Genomic DNA, 24,290 nt, shown 5'->3' with positions numbered 1-24,290 from the left:
CCACCTGCCCAGGAGTCGGACCCGCATGAACCGTCGTCGTTTCCTCACCGCCGCAGGCACCGCCGCCGCGGCAACCTGTGTCACCGCACCCACCGCCCACGCCGCCACCCCCACTCGCCCCGACCGGGAGGCAGCCCTCCTGCGAACCTGGTTCACCGCGACATACCGCTCGATCACGGCCATGACGACCGACTTCGGCCTGACCGCCGACAAGATCGACGTGAGCGGCGACGGCCGGCCGGTGCTCTCCGCGCAGACCTCACCGACGAACATCGGCTGCGGCCTGTGGTCGACCGTCGCCGCGGCCGGACTCGGCGTGATCTCCCACTCCGCCATGCACCAGCGGCTGACGCGCACGGTCGCCGCGGTGGAGCGGCTGGAGCGCGCACACGGCTTCTGGTTCAACTGGTACGACGCACACGACGGTTCGCTGCTGACGACATGGCCGGAGACCGGCGACGCGGTCCGTCCCTTCCTCTCCACGGTCGACAACGCCTGGCTGGTCACCGGTCTGCTGATCGCCGCCCACGCCGACCCGGCCCTTCGCCCGCGCGTTGCCGCCCTGCTGGCCGACGCGGACTGGGCCTACTACTACACGCCGTTCGACCCGGCCGACCCGGTCGCCGGGCCCGGACAGCTGCGCGGCGGATTCTGGCCCGACAAGCCCGGCAAGGGCGAGCCCACCGGCCACCACTACGGAGCCCTCAACACCGAGCCCCGCATGGCGAGTTACCTCGGCATCGCCGACGGCTCGCTGCCGGGCGAGCATTACTGGCATCTGTTCCGCACCCTGCTGCCCGGCCTGGGACAGGAGCAGGAACCGCAGGGCGGCTACGTCACCATCGACGGTGTCCGCGTCTGGGAGGGCCACTACACCTACCGCGGCCGCAAACTCGTCCCCACGTGGGGCGGCTCGATGTTCGAGGCTCTGATGGTCCCCCTGTTCGTCCCCGAGCCGGAATGGTCGCCGCGCTCCTGGGGCACCACGCACCGCCGGTACGTCCGCAGCCAGATCGAACACGGCCTCATCGAGGAGAAGTACGGCTACTGGGGCTTCTCTCCGGCCAGTATCCCCGAAGGCGGCTACCGGGAGTACGGCGTGGACGGGATCGGCATGCAGGAGGACGGCTACTACTCCCTTGGCGTGGCCACGCCCCACGCGTCCTTCCTCGCCCTGCCGCAGGCCCCGTCGGAAGCACTCACCAACCTCACCGCGCTCGCCCGCGACTTCGGTGCCTACGACGACCGCTACGGCTTCCGCGACTCCGTCGACATCATCACCGGGCGCGTCAGCGACTTCGTCCTCGCCCTCGACCAGGGCATGATCATCGCCGCCCTGGCCCAGCGTCTCTCCCCCGGCCTGCTGCAGGCACCCTTCCGCACCGGGGGCTTCCGCACACGGGTACGACCGCTGCTGGCCAAGGAACGGTTCAGTATCTGAGGCTGACCGGTGCCGGGACGTGCCCGGAGAGGGGTGCGTCCCGGCACTCTGCCGTTCGCGACGTACGCGACCTGGTGGGCCCGGCAGGCACTGGAGCGGGCGCTGGGCAACGAAAGCCGACTGATCCGTATCCCGGTGCACATGCACGAGAAGGTGCGCAAGGTCGCGATGGTCGCGTCACGGCTGGCCGCCGAGGGGAGGTCCCTCTCCGCGGCCGCGGTGGCCGTCGCGACGAACCTCACGGTGGCCGAGGTCGACGCGGTCCGCCGGATCAGCCGGCCGACCGACTCCCTGGACCGCGAGATCGGCGACGGCACGCACCTGGGCGAACTGATCGCGAAGCTGCACCTGGCACCCACGCCGGAGGAGGTGCTGGCGCCGAAGTACTCCCGGCAGCGGGTGGAGGAGCTGCTGGCCCGCGCCGGCCTCACGGAGCGCGAGGCGGACGTGATGCGGCGGCGCTGCGGGCTGGTGGGCGGCGAGCGGGAGACGCTGGACGACATCGGCAAGGAGCACGGCGTCACCCGCGAGCGCATCCGGCAGCTGGAAACGCGGGCGCGGGACCGGTTGAAGGAGGTGCTGGAAGGCAGGGTGCCCGAACCTCGGGGAAAGCGGGGACGCAAGCGCAAGCCGCCCGCGCGGGAGGAGGCGCCGCAGCCTCCCGTGCCCACACCTGTCGCGGAGTTCCCCGCGCCGGCGTCCAGGTTCAAGCGGGCGCGCGTTCCGGAAGGGCAGAAGACACTGGTCTGAGGCCCGTCAGAGATCGGGGTGGATCTTGCCGCCGATGTGCGCGATGCGGAGCCCGGCCTCCTCACCGACCAGGCGAAAGTGGATGCGGCCGGCTCCCGGGGTGAAGCGGGCGTGAAGGTGGAAGGTCTCCACCTTCCCGTCCAGGTCCTCGAACTGACACACTCGCTTACGGGTTTCGCCCTCCGGAGTCACCTTGGTCTGCCATTCCGGTTCGGCCATGGTGGCCGGGTCCCATGCGGCGGCCGCCGCCTCAAGTTTCTCCAGGCAGCGCCGTACGGGCACGACCCAGTGCGGGTTCAGGTCGCTGAGCTGGTCCTCGACACGTGGCAGGAACATGAGGTGGGGGTAGAGGTCGGCCCGGCTGTCCCAGATGCGCAGGCCGGTGGTGACGCCTTCCTGGCGCGTCTTGCGGATCCAGTCCAGGTGCCCGTCGAGGTGCAGCTCAGCGGCCAGATGCCGGACGTCGACGGTGTCCTGCCGCATCTCCAGTGTGCCGTCGTCGTCTTCGACCAGTTCACTCCGCTCCAGGCTCACGTGGTCGGCCTGCCACTGCCGGGCCACCGCGAGACTGACCGAGATGCCGTCCATGAAGTGCGCGGCGCCCAGTCCCAGGACGACCTCACCGTCATGGCGGTATTCGAGGTGATCGGCGGCGTCCCGCGCCGGGAAGACGCTGCGCACGGGAGATCTTCCCTGTAAGCCACGGAGGCGCTGCCAGAGGGCGCGGTTGCGCGGGCTGGCGCCGATCCACTTGTTGACCGGGTAACCCTCAGCGATCTCAAGTGCCTTGACGTCCACCTCGCTCACCAGGGCCGTGTCCGACCCACCCGCGCTCGCGGCGGCGCGCACAGCGTTCACGAAGTCGGCCATGGCCCGTTCGGCCCGCGCCGGGTCGCAGGCCGTCCCCCAGGACTTCTCGTTCAGAAACAGCAGTGGCACGTTTTGCTCCCCCTGTGTCGGCCCGTACCGTCAGTCCAGCAGCTGGTCGAGCGAGTTCTCCCACTCGTCGAAGAAGCCCTCGGGCCACTGTTGGAGCATGCCGTCCTTGTCGATGCGGGGGGTGACGACCTCGGTGCCGGCCCCGTTGCCCTGGAAGTAGTGCACTACCGTGTCCTCCGGCTGCAGGACACCTTGTTTCACAGCGATGCGGACGCCGTTCAGCACGTGGTCGCTGTGCGTCTCGACGATCAGCTGGGCACCGGTGGCGGCGGCCGCTGAGAGCAGTGCGGCCATCCGGCTCTGCCCCTTCGGGTGCAGGTGGGCCTCGGGGTTCTCCAGCAGTATCAGGCTCTCGGGTGTCGCGGTGAGGCAGGCGACGACGATGGGCAACGCGTAGGTGAGCCCGAAGCCGACGTTGGTGGGGCGGCGGCGCCGCGTCGCGTTGATGCCGGCGGTGCCGCCGAAGCCGTAGGAGAGGCGGACTGAGTCGGTGCCTTCGATGGGATCTGTCTCGATGTTGACACCGGGACACAGCTCCTGCATCCACGCGATCGTCTGGTCCAGGAGCTGGGGAGATGTGGCGCCGCGGTGGCGGAGCGGGCCTTCGGGCACCTCCGTGGGTACTTCCAGAGCCGTGTGGTGACGCAGGTAGTTGACGGTGTGTTCACCACGGACACCGAGGAACCCGCGGGCCACCGCGATCTGGTGGGAACGGGGGTAGGTGACCGCCGGGGTGATGCGGTCGGCGTGCAGGTACTGAAAGGGCTGCTCGGCCAGGTGCGCGCGGACCGATCCCTCTGCCAGGGGCATGACGTCCTGATCGGGATGGCGGATGTCATACGCGGCGGCCCACGTGCGCTCCTCGCCGTCCTCCTCGATGACGAAGCCGACGAGTGGCTCGTCGACTGCGGGGAGTTCCTCCACGGGTCCGAAGTCCTCGTGCAGGACGTCCTGTGCCGTGCCCAGGGCAACGAGATCGCCGTTCAGTAGCAGTCCACCCCCGGCACGTCTGGTCCGGACGAGCATCTGGCTCTCGTACGACTGCCGGAGCAACCCCAGCGACTGCAGGACACTGCTCTTGCCCGAAGAGTTGAGACCGGTGAGGAGGGTCAGCGGGCCGAGGGGGAGCTCCAGACGCCGGAAAGCCTTGAAGTTGATCAGCGTGACACGGTTGATCACTGCTCGGCCCCTCCGCCTTCCGCGCGGAGTGCGTTCTCGAAGAGCTCCTTGACCGCGTCGAACCGCTTCCGCACCTTTCTGGCGTCACCCGTTCCCACGGAGATGGCGCGCTCGAAGTCCGCGTCCTCCACAAGATCGGCGAAGGCGTCGAGGACGTCGATCTGCCGCAGCGCCTCACGCTCGTCGGGGCCCAGGCTCGCCAGGTTGACGGCGACGGCCTCGAAAAGGGCCTTGTTGATGGGTGACTTGCGCTGCTGGTTGTGGCGGTACTTCCGGAACGCATGGGGACCGAAGATCTCCTCGGCCGCGAGCATCGCGGTGAGGAACTCGTTCCGCAGCCGCTCCTCGTCCGCGCTGTCGAGACGGTTCACCTGGTGCATCGCCTCGGCGAGGAACGCGTCGAAATCACCGGGCCGATACGCGTGCGGGGAGGTCATCCGGAAGGCCAGGAAGCGGAGCACCATCTCCCGGTCGGCCATCCGGTCGCCGACGACGCTGTAGCCGGTGGCCTGCCGGAACTCCGAGGTCACCGCGAGTTCCGCGAGGAGGGTACGGGCCCGCCCGGGGATAAGCGCGTGCCGGATCTCCTGCCGGGTGAGGGGCTCGCCTCCGGTGTTGATACGCGCGAAGACGTTGAACATCACCGGCTCGGGTGTACCGCGCCGGATGACGTGGACGACGACCTCCGTCTCGCGCAGCCGGATCTGGAGCTTTCCGGACAGGTCCGTGAAACTCGCGCCTTCGAAGTTGCGCAGATACTCCAGGCCCGTCAGCTTCAGCGGGTCGGCGCCGACCGCCTGGGGCTCGAGGAAACGGGCGATCGACGTGAGGCGCTGGATGCCGTCGACGATGGCCCAACTGCCGTCCTTGTTCTCGGCGGCATAGAACGACGGGATGGGGATGCGCAGAAGCAGCGACTCGATGAGACGGCTCTGCTTGCCGTCGGTCCAGATGCCCGCCTTGCGCTGGAAGTCGGGGGCGAGGTCGATCATCTCGTTGCGCAGCCGGGAGAGCAGCAGATCGACGGTGGTCGTCCGGGTGTCGATGTCGATGTGCTCGGGGTCGAAGGGAGAGGTGATCTCCTCGAAAGCGGCTTCCTCGCCCTCCTCGCGCTCGATGTCGGTCGGCCGACCGTCGGCGGTGACTTCCACGGCGAATACCGGGGCATCAGGCTCCCCCGCCTCGGCAGCCGCGTCCTGATACCGCTCGAACACCGACCGTTGGTCCCGGGTACGCCCCTGACTCTCCTCCAGCGCGGCCATGTCGTCTCGTCGCCCTCCCCCTCATGCCATGCGGGATCATCGTGTCCGCCTCGATCGACCTTCACCCTACCGTCCGTGATCCCCCGGTGACGCCTGATCCGTCGGCGCAGTTGGGGCATGCGGCGCGTGCGGATGACAGTTCCGGACGCTGTGCCGACCGGTCGTCCGTCGCCGGTTCCACGTCGCGGTCCTGGGCCGTGCGGGACAGGCCCGCGACGGCCCGCCCCAGGACCGCCCGCAGAGGCGGGAAGACGGCCGCGACGCTGAACAGGCCCGCGAGGACGAGCACCTCCGTGGCGGCTCCTCCGCCAGGCAGGACCACCGCCCCCGCGAACAGTGCCGCAGCCGCCACGAGCCACCCGACCCAGCGTCGCAGACGGCTCCACAGTGGCTCCTCCGTGACGCCGACCGTGCCGTCCGGGGTGGGGGCGCCCGACAGCAGGTGCGCACCGATGACCACAGGACTGTCGCGGCTGTCGCGGGGACGACTGCTGTGGCGCAGGGCGCCGGACACCAGCCGTGCCAGTTCGTCCACGGCTGTTTCCCGGTCCGATCCCTCGGAGAACAGGTAGCGTTCGTTCTCCTGCGTGAGCGCTGCGATCAGCCGTTCCGTGTCCTGGCGGACGCGCTCCCGCGCGGCGGACGGCAACTCGCGTGGCAGGTAACGGGCCTGGGTGCGCAGGGCCCGGCACAGTCGGCGGAAGGCCTTGCCGTGGGTGTCGAGAGCCGACTCCTGGGGCCGCCTCGCCTCCGGCTCCTCCAACAGCCCCTCAAGGAACAGCGCCGCCCGCACCGTCACCAGCCCCGCCGGGTCGGAGACGGCCGCGGCCCGTTCGTCGGCGGCCATGAGAGCGATGGACACGGTGCCGTACACCGCGATGCCGGCGAACATCCACAGCGAGGCGACCGAGCCCCCGTCGGGTCCCGGCCTCAGCGGCAGCATGGGCCCGACGGCGATGAGGACAGGAACCACCTGGAAGGGGACGGAGGCACATCGGCCGGCGACGATCCTGTGCCACCGGTCGACGAGCTGCTCCTTGTCCGGCCGGTCCTCCGCCGGCACCCGCCGGTGCTCCAGCTTGCCCAGAAGCGTCTCGATACGCCCCTCGCACGCCCGCCGCCGGACGCGTCTCGCCGGTCGGATCCAGTACACGGCCCGCCCCGGTACGCGGCTGCGTGAAGTCCACAGCAGTCCGATCCACAGAACCTCGAACAAGGTCCAGGAAGTCCAGTAGAAGGAAAGCTCCTTGAATGCCGTCCACGTCATGCACGGCAGCGTCGCAGACGCCACTGACAGTCATCGCAAGGCGACTTCGCACCAGGCCGTCTTGGTGTAGGGGTCGTTGCCGATTATCCCGGTCAGGTGGACGGCGGAGACCAGCCGATCCGGACCGCAACCGCGAGCCAGTTGCCACCGTCGTACGGGTAGTGGCCGGTGGCGGCGAAGAGCAGCACCACGCCGAGGGCGTACACGTCCGCCGCCGGGGTCAGTTGGTGAGTGCCCTCCGCCTGCTCGGGCGGCATGCACAGGACGCTGCCGACCACGACACCCGTCGCGGTCAGTGTCGTACGGCGTTCCGCGAGCACCGCGAGGCCGAAGCCGATCACCTTGGGGCCGTCGGGGCCGAGCAGCGCGAGAGCGGGGTGCCGCTCTCCGCGGGCAGCTGACAGGCCAGGGCCTTGACCTGGGCGCTCTATAACGGTGTGAAGGTGGCTGGGCGTCCGGAGCGCTTGCGGTCGCCCAGGGCCGGCAGCCGGTGAGCGGCGAAACGGCCGCGCCAGGTGCGGACGGTGCCAGATGCAGCCCGGTCTCCCGGGCGATCCGGGCGTTGGAGCGATTCCGGGCCGCGTGCAGGACAACCTGGGCACGCTGACGGAGCCGGTACTCGGTCTTGTGGCCGTAGGCCATCTTCTTGAGCCGCTCGCGTTCCGAGGCGGTCAGGACTATCGGGCGGGCGGAGGCAACGGGCAAGGCAGGCACGCCGATCACGAGAAGTGGATCACGACAGACGGCATCCTGCCGCACACGGCCGCCCAGTCCTGCGGCAGGATGTCGGCTGTGCCCACGCCCTCGGAACACACCCGGCTCCAGCTCGAGCTGTACCTGCAGATACGCGCCGAAGCGGCCTGGCCGCAGCTGGCCGGCCTGCATGTCCGCCACCAGGGCCAGTACGCCTACGTTCAAGGCGAACTGGCCGATGGCGGGCGCCTCAAGCTGATGCGTCTGCGCTACACCGGCACCGCGAGCCGGTGGGGCTTCGCCCTCCACGACCCCGCCGACGACCGCTACCAGGACACCCTCCTGCCCACCGGCAGCCACAGCGGCACCCCCGAGGACGCCCTCGACACCGCCTGCCACCTCCACCTCACCGCCCTCAACAGCTGAGCGCGAGCACGCCTACAAGCAGCATCGAAGTCAACCCCCGAAGGACTTACGGCGCAGACCATTAAGCGGCAGACGAGTCGGGCTGTACGCCGGGTTCTGTTCCCCGGGTTCCTCGCGGAGCCCGGGGCGACGGCCATCCATCTAGGACCGGCGTTGCCGCCGGCCTCGTGCGGTCCACCCGCGGACTCGGGCGGGCAGCCCTCGAACGTCCGCGCAGAGCCGCCTTGCGGCGGCCCCTTTTGACCTTGCTCCGGGTGGGGTTTACCGAGCTGCCCAGGTCACCCTGGGCACTGGTGGTCTCTTACACCACCGTTTCACCCTTACCGAGGACCGAGATCCCCGGCGGTCTGCTTTCTGTGGCACTGTCCCGCGGGTCACCCCGGGTGGCCGTTAGCCACCACCCTGCCCTGTGGAGCCCGGACGTTCCTCGGGAAGCCCCTGAGGGCTCCACGCGGCCGTCCGCCCGGCTCGTCTGCCGTACGCACCATGGTACCGGTCACACCGACCGGCCCCGCTTCCGGCCGGGTCAGAGGAGGTCCGCGGTGTCCAGGTCGAAGGCGAAGGGCTCGGGAAGGGACAGAGCGTCGCCGAACGAGCGCTTGAGCAGCCGTAGATAGTCGTCGTTCTCCGGCTCGCTGAACAGCGTGACCATGGAAGCTTCGCGATCGACGAGCAGGTAGAGGGGAATGCCCTCTCGGGCGTAGCAGCGGCGCTTGGCCTCGCGGTCGGCCTCCGGCTTGGTGGACGTCACCTCCAGCACCATGGCAACCCCGTCGCAGGGCATCCAGCAGTCGGCGCCCCCGAAGAGATCAAGATTCAGGGCGGCGAACGTGACGTCCGGGACCGCGTAGTTCTTCGGGCACCCGCCGCCCTTCGCCAGCCTCAGTCCCTTGTTCCCCGAGAAGTCCATGTCGATCCTGGACCGCTTGATCACTTGCCTCACGATCCGGCTGATGTACTTCTCGTGCTCCCCGTCCGGCGGCGGCGTCACGACGATCTCCCCCTCGATCAGTTCGGCCCGGAAGCCCTCCGGGGTGTCGAGGGACAGGAAGATCTCCAGCAGGCCCTCAGCCGGCGTGGTGGGCTCATGAGCCACGGCAGTCATGTCACGCCCCTCCTTCGGTCGCTCACCAGACTGGGACATTCCAAGATCACCTTTTCAAGAGATCGGGAACCTTCCCTCGATCGTGGCACAGGAACACCACCCGGGTCAGCCGCCGGACGATCGCGTCCGCGCGCCGCGAGACGCGCACGGCGCACGAGCGGGCCGAGGGCGCACTGGACGTGCCCGTCGGCTCGCAGACCTCCGTCACCCTCGAACTGACCGCGCCGGTCGAGCACGTCACCCTCCTCGGCAGGCGCAGGCGGGTGCGGCTCGTGCGGTTCCACGCCGAGGACGCCGGTGGGCTCGTGCGGGTGCTCACGCGGGGGTGAAGCGCACCCTCGCGGGTGGTGGGGCGGACGGGTCGGCCCGGGTGAGGCGTACGCGGAGCCGTTCGCCCAGGGGCAGGGGGACGGTGCCGACTGCGGTGCCGGACTCGACGCGGGCGACGACGGGCGGGGACTCCACGTGGACGGTGCCGGCCGTGGGGCCGTGTGCGTCGACGTCGATCACCCAGCCGTCGAAGAGCTCGCCGACCCGGTCCTTCAGCAGCGCGGCCTCCACCACGTCCAGGCACTCCCGCTCCACGGCGGCCGCGCGCCGGGTGCCCTCGGCCATCCGTTCCGGCAGCGCGTCCAGCCCGGTGAGCACCCACTCGGGCACGTCCTGACCGGCCACGGCGGCCAGGCAGATCTCGGTGGCGTACCGGTCGGCGAGGCGACCCAACGGGGCCGTGCAGTGCGCGTAGGGCGCGGCGACGGCGGCGTGCGTGGTGATCGCCGGGAGACCGCCGTCCCGGAAGACGGTGTAGCCGGCGCCGCTCAGCAGGGACGCGCACTCCCGCAGGAAGGCCGCGTGCCGCGGCCGGTCCGCGTCGAGGGTGCGCAGGAGGGCGGTGTACGACACGTGGTGCGGCCAGTCGACGCCCAGGGCGTGCGCGCTGCGCCGCAGGCGGCCGACCGCGCCGTCGGGCGCGGGCGGCAGGGTGCGCAGTACGCCGGTGCCGTGGGCCAGCATCAGTTCCGCGGCGGCCATGCCGGTGAGCAGGGAGAGCTGGGCGTTCCAGCGGTCGGCCGGGAGCGGGGCGCGGTACGCCGGCTCGTAGGCGCGACCCCCGGGCACGTCTGCCGGGTGCTCCACGACCTCCTGCTCGGGCACCACGAGCGAGATGCCGCCGCGCTCGGCCTCCAGCCGCTCCCGCAGCCGTCCCACGTCCCGCAGCAGCGCGACCGGTTCGTCGGCGGTCCCGCCGTCGATCTCCTTCTGCACGCCGGTGCGGTCCAGCTGTGCCCGGCTGCGGACCAGGGCGCGGCGGACGTCGACGGACCGCGTGCGGCCCTCCGCGTCCAGGTCGACCGTCCACAGCACGGCGGGCCGGGTCTGCCCGGGCAGCAGGCTCGCGGCGCCCTCGCCCAGGACGGCCGGGTGCAGCGGGACTCCGCCGTCGGGGAGGTACAGGGTGACCGCCCGCCGGTGCGCCTCGGTGTCCACGGTGCCCGCCGGCACGACGAAGGCGGCCACGTCGGCGACGGCGCAGCGGACGCGGTAGCCGCTGCCCCGGCGGGACAGGTGCATCGCCCGGTCGAGTCCGGGCCCTTCGCGACCGGCCCCGTCGAGTCCGGCCCGGTCACGACCGGCGGAGCCGGGCGGGTCGAGGGTGAAGAACGGGATGTCGGTGGCGTCGTGCAGGGGGAGCGCGGGGTCCCGCGCGGCCCGTTCCGCCTCGGCGAGCACCGCGGGCGGGAAGCCTCCGGGCACACCGAGCGTGGTGCGCAGTGCGGCGAGGGCGGCCCGCAGGGGTCCTTCGGGGGCGCCGGTCACGCGGAGCGGGCGGCGGGGCATACAGCGAGCGTAGGGCGGAGGCGCGCGGGCGGCACGCCGTACGCTGTCGCGGAGCGCTACCCGAAGGAGCAACCCCGTGCTTGTCCTGCTGCCCCCGTCCGAAGGCAAGGCCGCCGCCGGCCGCGGCGCCTCGCTGAGGCCCGAGTCGCTCTCGCTGCCGGGGCTGGCCGCCGCCCGTGAGACGGTGCTGACGGAACTGGTGGAGCTGTGCGCCGGGGACGAGGAGAAGGCCCGCGAGGTGCTGGGGCTGAGCGAGGGTCTGCGCGGCGAGGTCGCCAAGAACGCCGCGCTGCGCACGGCGGGGACGCGTCCCGCCGGGGAGATCTACACCGGGGTGCTCTACGACGCCCTGGACCTGGCCTCCCTCGACCCGGCGGCCAAGCGGCGCGCCGCGCGCTCGCTGCTGGTCTTCTCGGGGCTGTGGGGCGCGGTGCGGGTGACCGACCGGATCCCGTCCTACCGCTGCTCGATGGGCGTGAAGCTGCCCGGACTGGGCGCGCTGGCCGCGTACTGGCGCACGCCGATGGCCTCGGTGCTGCCCGAGACGGCCGGTGACGGGCTGGTGCTCGACCTGCGGTCCTCGGCGTACGCGGCGGCGTGGAGGCCGAAGGGGGAGGTCGCCGGCCGGACGGCCACCGTGCGGGTGCTGCACTCCCAGGTCGTGGACGGGGTGGAGAAGCGGTCCGTGGTCAGCCACTTCAACAAGGCCACGAAGGGCCGGATCGTACGCGCCCTGCTGACCGAGGGTGCCGCTCCGAAGGACCCGGCGGAGCTGGTGGAGGCGCTGCGGGACCTCGGGTACGTGGTGGAGGCGGAGCCGCCGGGGAAGGCGGGGCGGCCGTGGGCGCTGGACGTGGTGGTGACGGAGATCCACTGACGCGGGGATCCGCCCGCGCGGGGACCCACCCACGCGGCCCACGTGGGCATCCGCTCCCCCGCGTGGCGGTGGCGTTCAGCGCAGGTGGGACGTGTCGTTGAACAGGCGGACGCTCGCGTTGCCGTCCGCGTAGTACGCCACCGCCGACAGGGACGCCGCCGACAGCTCCATGCGGAACAGGGACTCCGGCGGGGCGCCGAGGGCCAGTTGGACGAACGTCTTGATCGGGGTGACGTGGGTGACGAGCAGCACCGTGCGGCCCGCGTGGGCGGCGACCAGCTTGTCCCGGGCGGCGGCGATCCGGACCGCGGTGTCCGCGAAACTCTCGCCGCCACCGGTGGGTTGGGCCTCCGGGGAGGCCAGCCAGGCGTTCAGGTCGTCCGGGTAACGCTCGCGCACCTCGCCGAAGGTGAGCCCCTCCCAGGCGCCGAAGTCGGTCTCGCGCAGCCCCTCCTCCACGGTCACGTCGAGGCCGAGGCGGGCGGCGACGACACCGGCCGTCTCGCGGGTGCGGGCGAGCGGCGAGGACACGACGGCCTGGACGGTACCGCGCCGGGCGAGCGCCGCCGCGACCTTCTCGGCCTGCTCCCGGCCCACGCCGGACAGCGACGGATCGGTGCCGCCACTGCCCGAGAAACGCTTCTGCGGCGTCAGCGGCGTCTCGCCGTGCCGCAGCAGAACGAGGGTGGCGGGGGTACCGAGGTCGGCGGGTGCCCAGCCGGGCGTGGCGGCCCTGTCCGGCCCCGCACCGGCAGCGGAAGCCTCCGGGCCACCCGCGGCGGTGGCGCGCGCCGCCCGCACGTCGGCGCGCGCGCCGGTGCCGGGGAGCTGTTCAGTGCCCGCGCCGCTGCCGGAAATGAGGTCCGTGCCGGGGAGTCGGTCGGTGGCCGGGCCGACCCGCGTGTCCGCGGACGGGCCGGACCACTGTTCGCCGCGGCCGCCCGCGTCCATCGCCTCGTTGGCCAGCCGGTCGGCGTGCTTGTTGCGCTCGCGGGGGATCCACTCGTAGGTGACCCGGTCGGCCGGGAACTCCCGCGCCGCCGCCGTCGCGAGCGGCTTCAGATCGGGGTGCTTGATCTTCCAGCGGCCCGACATCTGCTCGACGACGAGCTTGGAGTCCATGCGGACGTGCACGGCCGCCGAGGGGTCCAGGGCGTGCGCGGCGCGCAGGCCGGCCAGCAGGCCCCGGTACTCGGCCACGTTGTTCGTGGCCACGCCGAGGTACTCCGCGTGCTCCGCCAGGGTCTCCCCCGTCGCCGCGTCCAGCACCACCGCCCCGTAGCCCGCGGGCCCCGGATTGCCCCGCGACCCGCCGTCGGCCTCGACGATGAACTCCCGCACGCCGCTCGCTCCTTGCAGACCCGACTACAGACCCGACTACGAACCCGACTACAGACCGGACTCGGCGGTGCGCACCAGGATGCGGCGGCAGTTCTCGCAGCGTACGACCGTGTCGGGGGCGGCCTTGCGGATCTCGCTCAGCTCGGTGATGGCGAGTTCCTGCCGGCAGCCCTGGCAGGTGCGCTGGTACAGCTTGGCCGCGCCGATGCCGCCCTGCTGCCCGCGCAGCTTGTCGTAGAGCTTCAGCAGGTCAGCGGGTACGGCACCGGCGATGACCTCGCGCTCCTTCGTCACGGACGCGACCTCGCCGTCGATCTCCTCGAAGGCCGCGTCCCGGCGCGCGGTCGCGTCATCGGCCTTCGCCTGGACGGAGGCGACGCGCCCGGTCAGCTCGGTGACCCGCTCCTGCGCGGACTCGCGGCGTTCCATGACCTCCAGGACCACGTCCTCCAGGTCGCCCTGCCGCTTGGCGAGGGACACGATCTCGTTCTGGAGGTTCGACAGGTCCTTGGGCGAGGTGATCGCGCCGGAGTCCAGGCGCTGCTGGTCACGGGCGGCGCGCTTGCGCACCTGGTCCACGTCCTGCTCGGCCTTGGTCTGCTCGCGTGCGCAGTCGCTCTCCTCGGTCTGCGCGGCCACCAGGAGGTCGCGCAGCTGCGTGAGGTCCTGGTTCAGCGACTCGATCTCGGCGTGCTCGGGCAGGGACTTCCGCTTGTGGACCAGCTGCTGGAGGCGGACGTCGAGGGCCTGGACGTCGAGGAGTCGGATCTGGTCGGCGGGCGCGGCGTTCAGTTGGGGGCTCCCGTTAGCTAGTAGAGGAAGGGGCGCGCGAAGCGCTCGTCGGAAGGGTGGCGGCGGACGCCGCGTGGGCGGTCCAGGGGTCGGTGACCGTCTTGGAGACGTGGACGCGCAGGCCCCATCCGCACCGGTCGGAGATCCCGTCGAGCTGGGCGGCGGCCAGTTCGCACCAGGGCCACTCGGTGGCCCAGTGCGCCGCGTCGAGCAGCGCGAGGGGACTGCGGGCGCCGGCCGCGATGAACTCGGAGGCCGGGTGGTGGCGCAGGTCCGCGGTGAGGAAGGCGTCCACGCCCGCGGCCCGTACGTCGTCGAAGAGGCTGTCGCCGGAGCCGCCGCTGACGGCGACCGTGCGGACGACCGCCTCCGGGTCGCCGGCCACGCGGATGCCCTGCGCGGTGGCGGGCAGCCGCTCGGCGGCGCGGGCCGCGAGTTCGCGCACGGTCAGCGGGTGGTCCAGTTCGCAGACCCGGCCGAGGCCCCGGCGGCCCTCCGGGTCGGTGGTGTCCGGCACCAGGGGGCGTACGACCCTGAGGTCCAGCGCCCCGGCCAGCGCGTCGGAGACGCCCGGGTCGGCGGTGTCCGCGTTGGTGTGGGCCACGTGCAGGGCGATGTCGTTCTTGATCAGAGTGTGCACCACGCGGCCCTTGAAGGTGGAGGCCGCCACGGTCGTCGTACCGCGCAGGTAGAGCGGGTGATGGGTGACCAGCAGGTCCGCGCCGAGCTCCACCGCCTCGTCGGCGATCTCCTGGACCGGGTCGACGGCGAACAGGACCCGGCCGACCTCCTGCTCGGGGTCGCCCACGACGGTGCCGACCGCGTCCCAGGACTCGGCCCGCTCGGCGGGCCACAGGTTCTCCAGCGCGGCGATGACTTCAGACAGACGGGGCACGGGTGCAAGGCTACCTGGGTGTTCGCCGCGGCTGAACCGGTCCCGTCGCCTCCGTACGGACCGCTCCGCTCAGCACACCGGTCTCGGTTTCTTCAGGCGAATCGTTTTTGGGCCACCCGTATGTGTGAAGCAGCCGCCCGCCGGTCCGTCCTGTGTGGGGAGGAAAACTACCGTCCTGGCAGGAGGTGACCGAAGAATGACAGCCTGCATTGTCGAGACTTCGGCGGCCGGCGAGGACGACGGCACCCCGCGGGCGGGCTGCACGATCACGGTGGACGGCGCCTACGCCGCCCGGCTCGCACGCGGCGGCGACTCCTGGTACCCGGAGCGCTGGACGCTGGACGGCCCCGAGCCGTACGCGGTGCCGCTGCCCGGCAACCAGCCCGAGGAGCCCGGCACGGAGGTGCTGCCGATGGGCGACGGCCGGGTGCTGATCCGGCGGCTGGTGGCCGGCCGGCACACCTTCTCGCTGCTGTACCCGACCGGCCCGGGCACCGGTGAGCTGCCGCTCGGCGCCCTCGAGTGCCCGGAAGGCACCGGGCTTCGGCTGCTGCCCCCGGCGCCCGGCGGCGAGCGGGCCTACGCGCTCGCCGTGGGCCAGCGGTCCTCGGCGGTGTGGCTGGTGGTGGGCGGCGCCTTCGGGCCCGAGCACCTGGCCGAGGTGCCGGGTCGCTGCTCGGGCGGGGTCTGGCTGGACCGCGCCGGGCGGATGCTGGCCCTGGACCAGGAGACGGGCGGGCGCACCAAGGCGGTCGTGGTGGACCTGGAGGGCGGCGGCGAGACGTCGCCGCTGCTCCAGATCGCCGCCGGAAGCGACGACCGGCTGCTGCTCGCCGACCTCGACAGCGGACTGCTGCTGATCCGCTCGGACGCCCCCTCGCCCGGGCGGCAGCGGCTGGGCTGGGGCGTGCTGGGCAGCACGCAGCCGGTGCGCTTCCCGGAGTGCCTGCGGCTGCCGGACTGCGTGGTGACGCCGTTCGCGATCCAGCCGGGGCAGGTACTCACCCCCGAGCAGTGCGGGGTGGCGCTGCGGTGCGACGGCGCGTCCGGCAGCTGGGTGGCTGTGTGGCAGCCCGCCGAGCGTCAGGTACGTCATCTTCGGGCACCCGAGGGGTGGCTGGCCGGGTCCGGACTGTGGACCGACGACGGCGTACTCCGTCTGCCCTACGCCACGAGCGCGGTGTCGTGCGGTGTGGCGCGGTGGACGTCTCCCACGAGGCAGTCGCCCCCGGCGCCGGGACCGGCGGGTGCACGCATCCCGCCCCCCGCCCCACCCGACACGCCGAACCTGCCCCCGACCCCCGCCCCACGCCCCGGACCACCCGCCGCATCCACGCCGCGATCCGAGCCCCAACCACCCGCCGTATCCGGACCACGAGCCGACGCCGGACCGCATCCCGCACCCCCGGCCGTACCCCCCACCGAGCCCGACCCCGCGCCCCACACCGGCCCCCAAGCCCCTCGCGAAGCCGAAGCCGCAACACCCCCCGGCTCCGCACCGGAACCCGGTTCTCCGCCCCCGCTCGGTCCCCGCCCCACTCCCCGTCCCGTTCCGCTCCAACAGGCACCGTTCCTACGAACGGAGCGGAAGTAAGGAGGCTGGTGATCCTCGGATCCGGCCTTCGGAGCCTCCAGTTGGCTGGCCCCGGGCCTGACTACCGTGGAGACTCACCCGAAATGGCACCTCCGCCCCCTCCATGGGCAGCCGAGAGGCCACGGCTGGACCGGGCCCTCGGGAGGTGGCGGTGTGACGGAGAAGAGGCGGACCGGCACGTTGCTCTTCTGTGAACGGAGGCGTCTGCCTCGCCCTGTCGACATCCCTCTGTCCGTGTTCCTGGCTGCCTGCGCGGCAAGCACCCCGTTTCTGTGGGCCCAGTCGGCGCAGATCGTTCCCCGCCTCCTGGTCGTGACCTGCATGGGCCTCGGGCCTGTGCTGATGCTGTCGATGCACAGCGCGCTCCGGATCGACGACGAGGAGATCGTCCTGTCCCTGTTTCCGGTGTGGAGGAAAGCCATCGAGGTCACCGACGTGGTCGCCGTCCAGCCCCGCCGGATTCAGGCGCGCGACATGCGGGGCCTGGGACTTCGTATGACCACGGACGGAGCGCTCGGGTTGGTCATGCGTGGACACGACGCCGTGGAGATCACGGTGTCCAACGGCAAGCGCTACGTGCTCGGCACCGACCGCCGCGCCGAACTCCTGCGCGTGCTCGCGGCAGCTCACAACCCCTGGGGCGGCTTGTAACGAAGTAGTGCCAGTTGGCGTGGCCGCCTGGATTCGACCCGAGGTGTGCCGGTTAGACTCGCCCGGCTGCACGAAAGATCATTGTTGACGGGGTGAATTTCTTCCGATGAGCGACGCCAGCACGAACCAGCCGTCCGCGGCCGACGTCGAAGAGTCCGCGGCTCATGGCAAGCACCGGGGTCCGGTTTCGAACGGCGACGGTGAGGCCGCACCCAGCGGCCGCCACCGCAGGCCCGCGGAGCAGAACGAATCGGCGGCCTGACGGCACGTCGAACGCCGCGGCCCCGCCCGTCAGCTGACGGGCGGGGCCGTTCCGTGTCCGGCGTGGTCGACGACCGTGCCGGTCAGCACCGGCGCGTCCCCCCGCTCGATGGCGCTCACCGTCACCAGGACCCCGCCGTCCCCCCGCCACATGCGGATGCGCAGGGTCTCCCCCGGGTACACCACCCCGGCGAAGCGCGTGCCGTAGGACCGTACGCGGGCCACGTCACCGCCGAGCAGCGTGTCGACGACCGCCTTGAGCGTCATGCCGTAGGTGCACAGCCCGTGCAGGATGGGCCGGTCGAAGCCGGCGCGCTCGGCGAACTCCGGGTCGGCGTGCAGCGGGTTGCGGTCGCCGCTCAGGCGGTAGAGCAGGGCCTGGTCCTCGCGGACCGTCCGCTCGACGACCCGGTCCGGCTCGCCGGCCGGCGCCACGGGGCGGGCGGAGGGACCGCGGGCGCCGCCCCAGCCGCCCTCACCCCGGACGAAGATCTCCGCCTCGTCGGTCCACAGCGGGCCGTCGCCGTCGGCGACCTGGGTGCGCAGGACCAGGACGGCCGCCGTGCCCTTGTCGTACACGGCGGCGATACGGCTGGTGGCGGTCGCGGTACCCGCCGCTGGGAGGGGGCGATGCACGGTCAGTGACTGGCCGCCGTGCAGGACACGGGCGAGGTCGACGTCGACGCCGGGCATGGACAGGCCTCTGATCACACCGGGCGGGCCGCCGCCGGCGACGGTGGCGAAGCTCGGCAGGACGTGCAGCCGGGTCTCCAGGGTGTAGCGCAGTTCACCGGGGTCGGTGGCGGGCAGGCCCGCGCCGATGCCGAGGTGGTAGAGCAGGACGTCCCCGTGGCTCCAGGAGATCTCACCGGTACGGGGTGCGGCCGCGAGGGCCTGGGCTGCGTCGATGGGCATGGGTCTCCGGAATCAGAATCTCCTGGCGCTCCCCTGTATAGCCCAGCGCCCTTCGCCTGTGAAGGAATCCAACACTCCGGCACGAGGCACGAGACGCGAGGCTCATCCGCCGACCGTGACATTTGTCCTGCCGGAGTCCGTACAAGCGCATCTGCCCTGCCCGGCAGGGGAGTTCGTAGCGTCGTAGACATGACACAGGTCGTAGACATGACACACACGGAACGTGCCGTGTCCTTCACACGGGCGGTCAAGGCCTTCGGCGCCGTTCGCGCCGTCGACGGCGTCGACCTGACCATCGAGCGGGGCGAGACGGTGGCCCTGCTCGGCCTGAACGGCGCCGGCAAGTCGACGGCGATCTCGCTGCTGCTCGGCCTGCACGCGCCCGACGCGGGCAGGGTCGAACTGTTCGGCGGGCCGCCGGAGCGGGCGGTGCGCGCGGGCCTGGTCGGGGCCATGCTCCAGGAGGCGCGGGCGGTGCCCCGGGTCACCGTCCGCGAGCTGGTGGCCTTCGTGGCCGGTCGCTACCCGGCGCCGCTGTCCGTCGCCCGCGCGCTGGAACTGGCCGGGATCGCCCACCTGGCCGGGCGGCGGGTGGACCGGCTCTCCGGCGGCCAGACGCAGCGGGTCCGGTTCGCGGTGGCGGTGGCCGGCAACCCCGGGCTGCTGGTGCTGGACGAACCGACGGCGGCCCTGGACGTGGAGGCGCGCCACGCCTTCTGGGACGCGATGGGGACCTACGCGCGCGGCGGTCGCACGGTGCTGTTCTCCACGCACTACCTGGAGGAGGCCGACGCCCACGCCGACCGGATCCTCGTCCTGGACCACGGCCGGCTCGTCGCCGACGGCACCGGCGAGGAGCTGCGGCGCGCGGCGGGCGGCGGCCTGGTCGCCTTCGACCTGGCCGGGCAGGGCGCCGAGGGCCTGGACCTCCTGCCCGGCGTGCGCTCCCTCGAGGTGCGCGGGGACCGGGCGCGGCTGCGCACCGACGACCCGGACGCGACCGTGATCGCCCTGGCCCGACTGGGTGCCGTGCGCGGGCTGGAGGTCGCACCGGCGTCGCTGGACGACGCGTTCCTGGCCCTGACGGGCGCGCGTGCGGCCACCGAGCGGGAGCGGGAGGCGGCGTGATGAGCGACGTACTCGACTACCTGCGCCTCGAGGTGCGCCGCACCCTGCGCGACACGGGCTTCGTGATCGGCGGGGTCGCGATGCCGGTGATGATGTACCTGCTGTTCACCAACCTCGGCGACGGCGCCGACCGGGGCTGGCGGACCGCCTCCATGGTCGGCATGGCCGCCTACGGCGCGGTCGGCTCGGCCCTCAACACCGGCGGCGGGGTCGCCGAGGACCGTACGGTCGGCTGGCTGCGGCAGCTGAGGGTGACCCCGATGACGCCGCGCCAGGTCGTGGCCGGGCGGGCGCTGACCGCCTCGGTGACCGTGCTGCCCGCGATCTGCGCGGTACTGCTGGCGGGCGGACTGCTCAACGGCATACGACTGGCGGCGTGGCAGTGGGTGTCGACGGCGCTGCTGCTGTGGCTCGGCTCGATCCCGTTCACCCTGCTCGGCCTGGGCAACGGCTACAAGCTGACCGCGCAGACCACCGGCGTGGTCAACATGGTGTGCAATCTGGGGTTCGCGGTGCTCGGCGGCCTGTGGTTCCCCGTGGAGCTGTTCCCGCGCTGGCTGCGCGCCCTGTCCGGGTACACGCCCACGCGCGGGATCGCCGAACTCGGAATCTCGGTCACCGAGGGGACCGCCCCGGCGGCGGGTGCCATCCTCGTACTGGCGGCCTGGCTGTCGCTGTTCGGTTCGTACGCTGTGCTGTCCTACCGCCGCCATGCCGGCGAGGCCTGATCGGGGGAACGGAACATGAGCTGGTCACACAGGATCTCCTGCCACGTGGAGTCGTGGCAGGCAGCGGTCCGGGAGGGGCGCGAGGCGCAGCGGTACTGGAAGGAGAACAAGGAGCGGCTCAAGGCCGAGCACAAGGCGGCGCGGAAGGCCGGGCAGATGCCCGAGCACCTCGGCCCGCCGCCCACCGGCTTCGCCCTGCTGCCGTGGCTGATGATGGGGATGGGCGCCTTCTCCAACCTCTTCCAGGGCGAGACCCCCAACCCGTGGATCGGCGGCCTGGGCCTGCTGGCCTTCAACTCGCTCTACGTCTACGTCGTGTTCCGCGCCTTCGACAAGCGCGTGCGCACGGCCCGCTCCACCCGCCTCGCGCTGCTGCTGCTGTTCCTGGTGACATGCGGTCTGGCCGTCGGGTACGGCGGCACCTGGCTGCTGTTCCTGCCGCTGTTCGGCCTGGCGGCGGGCGCGTCCCTGCGCGGGCCGTCGCTCGGCCGGATCGGCGTCGGGCTGGGCCTGTTCGCGGGGATCGTCGCCGGGCTGCACGAGGGCTGGAACGGGATCAACATCGGCTACGGCACGTTCCTGTCGACGGTGGTCACGGCGGTGATCCTCAGCCTGTCCGACGCCGTACGGGAACTGCGCGCCGCCCGTGAGGAGCTGGCCCGCCGGGCGGTGGAGGAGGAGCGGCTGCGCTTCTCCCGGGACCTGCACGACCTGCTCGGCCACACGCTGTCGGTGATCGTGGTGAAGTCGGAGGCGGCCCGGCGGCTGGCGGCCCGCGACATGGGGGCGGCGCTGACGCAGATCACCGACATCGAGTCCGTCGGGCGGCAGGCGCTCACCGAGATCCGCGAGGCGGTCACCGGCTACCGCGAGGGCGGCCTCGGCGCGGAACTGGACCGGGCCCGCTCGGCGCTGACCGCCGCAGGCATCGAGCCCGTGGTGCGCCGCTCGGGCCCTCCGCTGACGCCGGGCGCGGAGGCGCTGCTGGGCTGGGTGGTGCGCGAGGCGGTCACCAACGCCGTACGGCACAGCGGCGCGAGCCGCTGCGAGATCACCGTCACCGGCACGGCCGGACGGGCACGTCTGACGGTCGTCGACGACGGGGACGGCACCTCCACGGGGCGGACCGGGGTCGGGGCCCCGGGGCGGGCCGGGGACCCGGAGTGGGCCGAGGGCCCGGCGCCGGCCGCGGTGGGCGGCACCGGCCTGAAGGGGCTGACCGAACGCCTCGCGGCGGCGGGCGGCTCGCTGCGGGCCGAGCCCTCGCCCCGCGGCGGTTTCACGGTGACCGCCGAAGTCCCTGTGGACACTGAGGAGCCCATGAACAACGGGGAACCCGTGACCAGCGGGAAGCCGCTGGACAGCCAGAAGCCGGTGGAGACCGGGAAGTCGGCGGAGACCGAGAAGCCGGTGGACAGCGGCCGTGCCCGGCTCGGCTCGGCTTCGCGGTAACCGCCCCGAGTGCCCGCGCCCGCGGGGCGCGAGTCCATACCCTTGGTCCGTGAACGAGACGCCTGGGGACCGCCGGCCCGCCAAGCCCATCCGCCTCCTGCTCGCGGAGGACCAGCAGATGATGCGGGGCGCGCTCGCCCTGCTGCTCGGCATGGAGGACGACATGGAGGTCGTCGCCCAGGTCGCGGCGGGCGACGCCGTCGTGGACGCCGCGCTGACCCACCGCCCCGACGTGGCGCTGCTGGACATCGAACTGCCGGGGATGAGCGGTCTGGACGCCGCCGCCGAGTTGCGCGAGCAGGTTCCCGACTGCCGGGTGCTGATCCTGACCACCTTCGGCCGGCCCGGTTATCTGCGCCGCGCGATGGAGGCCGGGGCCGGGGGCTTCCTGGTCAAGGACGGGCCGGTGGAGGAACTGGCGGCCGCGATCCGCCGGGTGCTCACCGGGGAGACGGTGGTCGATCCGGTGCTCGCCGCGGCCGCCCTCAGCGCGGGCCCCAGTCCGCTCACCGCCCGCGAGTGCGACGTGCTGAGGGCCTCCGCCGACGGAGCGACGGTCGCCGACGTCGCCGCGAAGCTGCACCTGTCGGAGTCCACCGTCCGCAACTACCTGTCCGCCGCGATCGGCAAGACCGGCACCCGCAACCGCACGGAGGCCGTACGGGAGGCCCGCCACCAGGGCTGGCTGTAACCGCCGGGCCGACCGCGGCCGCCGGCACGACCGCGACCACCGGACAGCCACGACCGCCGGACCACCGCCACCCCCACCCTCCAGGTCCGCATGCGTTCTGACAGCCGTTCAGATCCTCACGGAACGGTCAAGAATTCGTTAGTACGCCAAAGCATCGGAATAGTTGCCTGGGTCTACGGGGTTCACCCGGCGCCCGTTCCGCACGGATGACCGCCTGCTCCACCCCTCACGGCCCGGAGGCCCCACTCGATGACGCTCACGACGACCGGACGGCCCGAACGGAGCGCGAGCGGGACCGTCGTCCCGGTGCTCGCCTTCGCGGGGATCGCAGTCGCGGTGATGCAGACCCTGCTCGTCCCGGTCATCAAGGACCTGCCGCAACTGCTGGACACCTCGCCCAGCGACGCCACCTGGGTTCTGACCTCAACCCTCCTGTCCGGCGCGGTGGCCACGCCGATCATGGGCCGCCTCGGCGACCTGTACGGCAAGCGCCGCATGCTGATCGCCAGCCTGGCCGTGATGGTGGTCGGCGCGCTGGTCAGCGCGTTCACCTCCGCCCTTGTGCCCATGATCGTGGGCCGCACGCTCCAGGGCTTCGCGATGGGCGCGATCCCGCTCGGCATCGGCCTGATGCGGGACATGCTGCCGCGCGAGCGGCTCGGCTCCGCCATGGCGCTGATGAGTTCCTCGATCGGCGTCGGCGGCGGTCTCGCCCTGCCCGCCGCGGCCATGGTCGCCCAGCACACCGACTGGCACACCCTCTTCTACGGCGCCGCCGGCCTCGGCGCCCTCGCCATCGGCCTCACCCTCCTCGTCGTGCCGGAGTCCCCGACGCGCGCCCAGGGCTCCTTCGACCTGCCGGGCGCGCTGGGCCTGTCCGGCGGCCTGGTCCTGCTCCTGCTGCCCGTCACCAAGGGCAGCGACTGGGGCTGGTCGTCGCCCACCACGCTCGGCCTGTTCGCGTCGGCCGTCGCCGTCCTGCTGCTGTGGGGCCTGATGGAGCTGCGGATCGCGGCCCCGCTGGTCGACCTGCGCACCACCGCCCGCCGCGAGGTGCTGCTGACCAACCTGGCCTCGATCATGGTCGGCGTCAGCTTCTACGTCGTCTCCCTCGTCCTGCCCCAGCTGCTCCAGCTGCCCACCGCCACCGGTTACGGGCTCGGGCAGTCGATGGTCGTCGCCGGTCTGTGCGTGGCCCCGCTGGGCCTGACCATGATGTTCACCGCGCCGGTCTACGCCCGTCTGTCCGCCCGCTACGGCCCGAAGGTCACCCTGATCATCGGCCTGCTGGTCATCGCGGTCGGGTACGCCGCCGGCCTCGGCCTGATGAACGCGGCCTGGCAGACCGTCGTCGTCTCGGTGGTCCTGGGCGCGGGCATCGGACTGGCGTACTCCTCGCTGCCCGCGCTGATCGTCGGCGCGGTCCCGGCGTCCGAGACGGGCGCGGCCAACGGTCTCAACACCCTGATGCGGTCCATCGGCACCTCGGTGTCCAGCGCCGTGATCGGCATGGTGCTCGCCAACACCGCGCACCACAGCGGCGGCGTCGCGGTACCCACCATGCACGGTTTCCGCGTCTCCTTCCTGATCGCCACGGCCGCCGTCGTCGTGGGCCTGGTGCTGGCCCTGTGCCTGCCCCGGCCGAACCCCCCGACGGGACTGCGGCTGCGCGCGAGCAGCGAGGAGGACGCCAACCTGGCGAGGGCCGAGGCGGTCCTGCGCGGTTTCCGCGGCCGGGTCCTGGACGCCGGCGGCGCCCCGGTCGCCCGCGCCAAGGTCACGCTGATCGACCGGCACGGCCGCCAGGCGGGCGCCACGCTCTCCGCCGAGGACGGCAGCTACGCCCTCACGGTCCCCTCCCAGGGCCCGTACGTCCTGGCCGCCCGCGCCGCCGGACACGGCCCGCACGCCAGCGCGGCGGCCCACCACGGCGAGGACCGCCCGGTCGACCTGGACCTGTCCCTGCCGGGCGAGTCGGTCACCGCCTGACCTCCGCGCGACGTACGCCTGACACGCACGCCACCGCACCCCCTGTCGCCCCGCGACCGGGGGTGCGGCACCATG

General features: G+C 72.3%; 23 protein-coding genes and 1 other RNA gene. 12 read left to right on the top strand and 12 right to left on the bottom strand.

The window, feature by feature from the left end; translation table 11 throughout:
• Positions 1-25 precede the first annotated feature (25 nt).
• The gene (locus tag ACIHCX_RS01655; RefSeq protein ID WP_400025573.1) at positions 26-1,441 is read left to right on the top strand and encodes a glucoamylase family protein; all 1,416 of its coding nucleotides are present in this window, start codon (positions 26-28) and stop codon (positions 1,439-1,441) included.
• Positions 1,442-1,474: 33 nt separating this feature from the next.
• Positions 1,475-2,191, top strand: coding sequence for a sigma-70 family RNA polymerase sigma factor (locus ACIHCX_RS01650; protein ID WP_400025571.1), 717 nt, complete (start codon positions 1,475-1,477; stop codon positions 2,189-2,191).
• 6 nt (positions 2,192-2,197) lie between these two features.
• Here ACIHCX_RS01650 and ACIHCX_RS01645 read toward each other — a convergent pair whose 3' ends face one another.
• From ACIHCX_RS01645 to ACIHCX_RS01625, 5 genes are all read right to left on the bottom strand, one after another.
• Complete coding sequence (locus ACIHCX_RS01645; protein ID WP_400025569.1) at positions 2,198-3,130, bottom strand: hypothetical protein; 933 nt, start codon at positions 3,128-3,130, stop codon at positions 2,198-2,200.
• Between the two features lie 30 nt (positions 3,131-3,160).
• A complete protein-coding gene (locus ACIHCX_RS01640) occupies positions 3,161-4,309 on the bottom strand; it encodes a DUF3696 domain-containing protein (RefSeq protein WP_400025567.1) in 1,149 nt (382 codons plus the stop codon).
• Entirely contained in the window at positions 4,306-5,571 is a 1,266-nt protein-coding gene (locus ACIHCX_RS01635; RefSeq protein ID WP_400025566.1) for a DUF262 domain-containing protein, read from the bottom strand. Before ACIHCX_RS01635 ends, ACIHCX_RS01640 begins: the two co-directional genes overlap by 4 nt.
• Before the next feature lie 61 nt (positions 5,572-5,632).
• Positions 5,633-6,838, bottom strand: coding sequence for a hypothetical protein (locus ACIHCX_RS01630; RefSeq protein WP_400025564.1), 1,206 nt, complete (start codon positions 6,836-6,838; stop codon positions 5,633-5,635).
• Between the two features lie 92 nt (positions 6,839-6,930).
• The gene (locus tag ACIHCX_RS01625) at positions 6,931-7,179 is read right to left on the bottom strand and encodes a hypothetical protein (protein ID WP_400025562.1); all 249 of its coding nucleotides are present in this window, start codon (positions 7,177-7,179) and stop codon (positions 6,931-6,933) included.
• A gap of 451 nt (positions 7,180-7,630) precedes the next feature.
• On the opposite strand from ACIHCX_RS01625, the gene ACIHCX_RS01620 reads away from it, so the two are divergent.
• On the top strand, positions 7,631-7,957 hold the full coding sequence (locus tag ACIHCX_RS01620) for a hypothetical protein (RefSeq protein ID WP_400025561.1): 327 nt from the start codon (positions 7,631-7,633) through the stop codon (positions 7,955-7,957).
• Between the two features lie 69 nt (positions 7,958-8,026).
• On the opposite strand, the gene rnpB is transcribed toward ACIHCX_RS01620, so the two are convergent.
• Together rnpB and ACIHCX_RS01610 are read right to left on the bottom strand one after the other, a co-directional pair.
• Positions 8,027-8,428, bottom strand: an RNA gene (gene rnpB, locus ACIHCX_RS01615) — RNase P RNA component class A.
• A gap of 55 nt (positions 8,429-8,483) precedes the next feature.
• Positions 8,484-9,062, bottom strand: a complete 579-nt coding sequence (locus ACIHCX_RS01610; RefSeq protein ID WP_400025559.1) for a Uma2 family endonuclease — start codon at positions 9,060-9,062, stop codon at positions 8,484-8,486.
• A gap of 179 nt (positions 9,063-9,241) precedes the next feature.
• Here ACIHCX_RS01610 and ACIHCX_RS01605 point away from each other — a divergent pair, with 179 nt between their 5' ends.
• Complete coding sequence (locus ACIHCX_RS01605; RefSeq protein ID WP_400025557.1) at positions 9,242-9,391, top strand: hypothetical protein; 150 nt, start codon at positions 9,242-9,244, stop codon at positions 9,389-9,391.
• On the opposite strand, the gene ACIHCX_RS01600 is transcribed toward ACIHCX_RS01605, so the two are convergent.
• Entirely contained in the window at positions 9,378-10,901 is a 1,524-nt protein-coding gene (locus ACIHCX_RS01600; RefSeq protein ID WP_400025555.1) for an RNB domain-containing ribonuclease, read from the bottom strand. The genes ACIHCX_RS01605 and ACIHCX_RS01600 overlap by 14 nt on opposite strands.
• 76 nt (positions 10,902-10,977) lie before the next feature.
• Between ACIHCX_RS01600 and yaaA the strand changes: the two genes are divergently transcribed.
• A complete protein-coding gene (gene yaaA / locus ACIHCX_RS01595; RefSeq protein ID WP_400025553.1) occupies positions 10,978-11,778 on the top strand; it encodes a peroxide stress protein YaaA in 801 nt (266 codons plus the stop codon).
• Between the two features lie 75 nt (positions 11,779-11,853).
• Here the strand turns inward: yaaA and ACIHCX_RS01590 are convergent, their stop codons facing one another.
• Genes ACIHCX_RS01590 through ACIHCX_RS01580 form a run of 3 tightly spaced genes read right to left on the bottom strand, consistent with a single transcriptional unit; the run spans position 11,854 to position 14,806 of the window.
• Positions 11,854-13,119, bottom strand: coding sequence for a bifunctional RNase H/acid phosphatase (locus ACIHCX_RS01590; RefSeq protein ID WP_400025551.1), 1,266 nt, complete (start codon positions 13,117-13,119; stop codon positions 11,854-11,856).
• A 48-nt stretch (positions 13,120-13,167) separates the two neighbouring features.
• The gene (locus tag ACIHCX_RS01585) at positions 13,168-13,911 is read right to left on the bottom strand and encodes a zinc ribbon domain-containing protein (RefSeq protein ID WP_400026573.1); all 744 of its coding nucleotides are present in this window, start codon (positions 13,909-13,911) and stop codon (positions 13,168-13,170) included.
• A gap of 13 nt (positions 13,912-13,924) precedes the next feature.
• On the bottom strand, positions 13,925-14,806 hold the full coding sequence (locus ACIHCX_RS01580) for a Nif3-like dinuclear metal center hexameric protein (protein WP_400025549.1): 882 nt from the start codon (positions 14,804-14,806) through the stop codon (positions 13,925-13,927).
• Between the two features lie 196 nt (positions 14,807-15,002).
• On the opposite strand from ACIHCX_RS01580, the gene ACIHCX_RS01575 reads away from it, so the two are divergent.
• Positions 15,003-16,400 (top strand): hypothetical protein, encoded by a 1,398-nt coding sequence (locus ACIHCX_RS01575; protein ID WP_400025548.1) that lies wholly within the window; start codon positions 15,003-15,005, stop codon positions 16,398-16,400.
• 234 nt (positions 16,401-16,634) lie between these two features.
• Positions 16,635-17,051, top strand: coding sequence for a hypothetical protein (locus ACIHCX_RS01570; RefSeq protein ID WP_400025546.1), 417 nt, complete (start codon positions 16,635-16,637; stop codon positions 17,049-17,051).
• A gap of 291 nt (positions 17,052-17,342) precedes the next feature.
• Here ACIHCX_RS01570 and ACIHCX_RS01565 read toward each other — a convergent pair whose 3' ends face one another.
• The gene (locus tag ACIHCX_RS01565) at positions 17,343-18,227 is read right to left on the bottom strand and encodes a MaoC/PaaZ C-terminal domain-containing protein (RefSeq protein ID WP_400025545.1); all 885 of its coding nucleotides are present in this window, start codon (positions 18,225-18,227) and stop codon (positions 17,343-17,345) included.
• A 189-nt stretch (positions 18,228-18,416) separates the two neighbouring features.
• On the opposite strand from ACIHCX_RS01565, the gene ACIHCX_RS01560 reads away from it, so the two are divergent.
• The 5 genes from ACIHCX_RS01560 (at position 18,417) to ACIHCX_RS01540 (ending at position 24,215) form a co-directional block, all read left to right on the top strand.
• Positions 18,417-19,355, top strand: a complete 939-nt coding sequence (locus ACIHCX_RS01560; RefSeq protein ID WP_400025543.1) for an ABC transporter ATP-binding protein — start codon at positions 18,417-18,419, stop codon at positions 19,353-19,355.
• Positions 19,355-20,083: an ABC transporter permease gene (locus ACIHCX_RS01555; protein WP_400025541.1), complete on the top strand. Its 729-nt coding sequence runs from the start codon at positions 19,355-19,357 to the stop codon at positions 20,081-20,083. Before ACIHCX_RS01560 ends, ACIHCX_RS01555 begins: the two co-directional genes overlap by 1 nt.
• A 15-nt stretch (positions 20,084-20,098) precedes the next feature.
• Positions 20,099-21,535: a sensor histidine kinase gene (locus tag ACIHCX_RS01550; RefSeq protein WP_400025539.1), complete on the top strand. Its 1,437-nt coding sequence runs from the start codon at positions 20,099-20,101 to the stop codon at positions 21,533-21,535.
• Between the two features lie 49 nt (positions 21,536-21,584).
• Positions 21,585-22,226 (top strand): response regulator, encoded by a 642-nt coding sequence (locus tag ACIHCX_RS01545; RefSeq protein WP_400025537.1) that lies wholly within the window; start codon positions 21,585-21,587, stop codon positions 22,224-22,226.
• 249 nt (positions 22,227-22,475) lie between these two features.
• Positions 22,476-24,215: an MFS transporter gene (locus ACIHCX_RS01540; protein ID WP_400025534.1), complete on the top strand. Its 1,740-nt coding sequence runs from the start codon at positions 22,476-22,478 to the stop codon at positions 24,213-24,215.
• Positions 24,216-24,290: the final 75 nt, after the last annotated feature.

This window comes from Streptomyces sp. NPDC052043, from assembly GCF_044548235.1.
In the GTDB taxonomy this organism is placed as follows: Bacteria; Actinomycetota; Actinomycetes; order Streptomycetales; family Streptomycetaceae; genus Streptomyces.
This window is presented reverse-complemented; position numbering and strand designations above follow the sequence as displayed.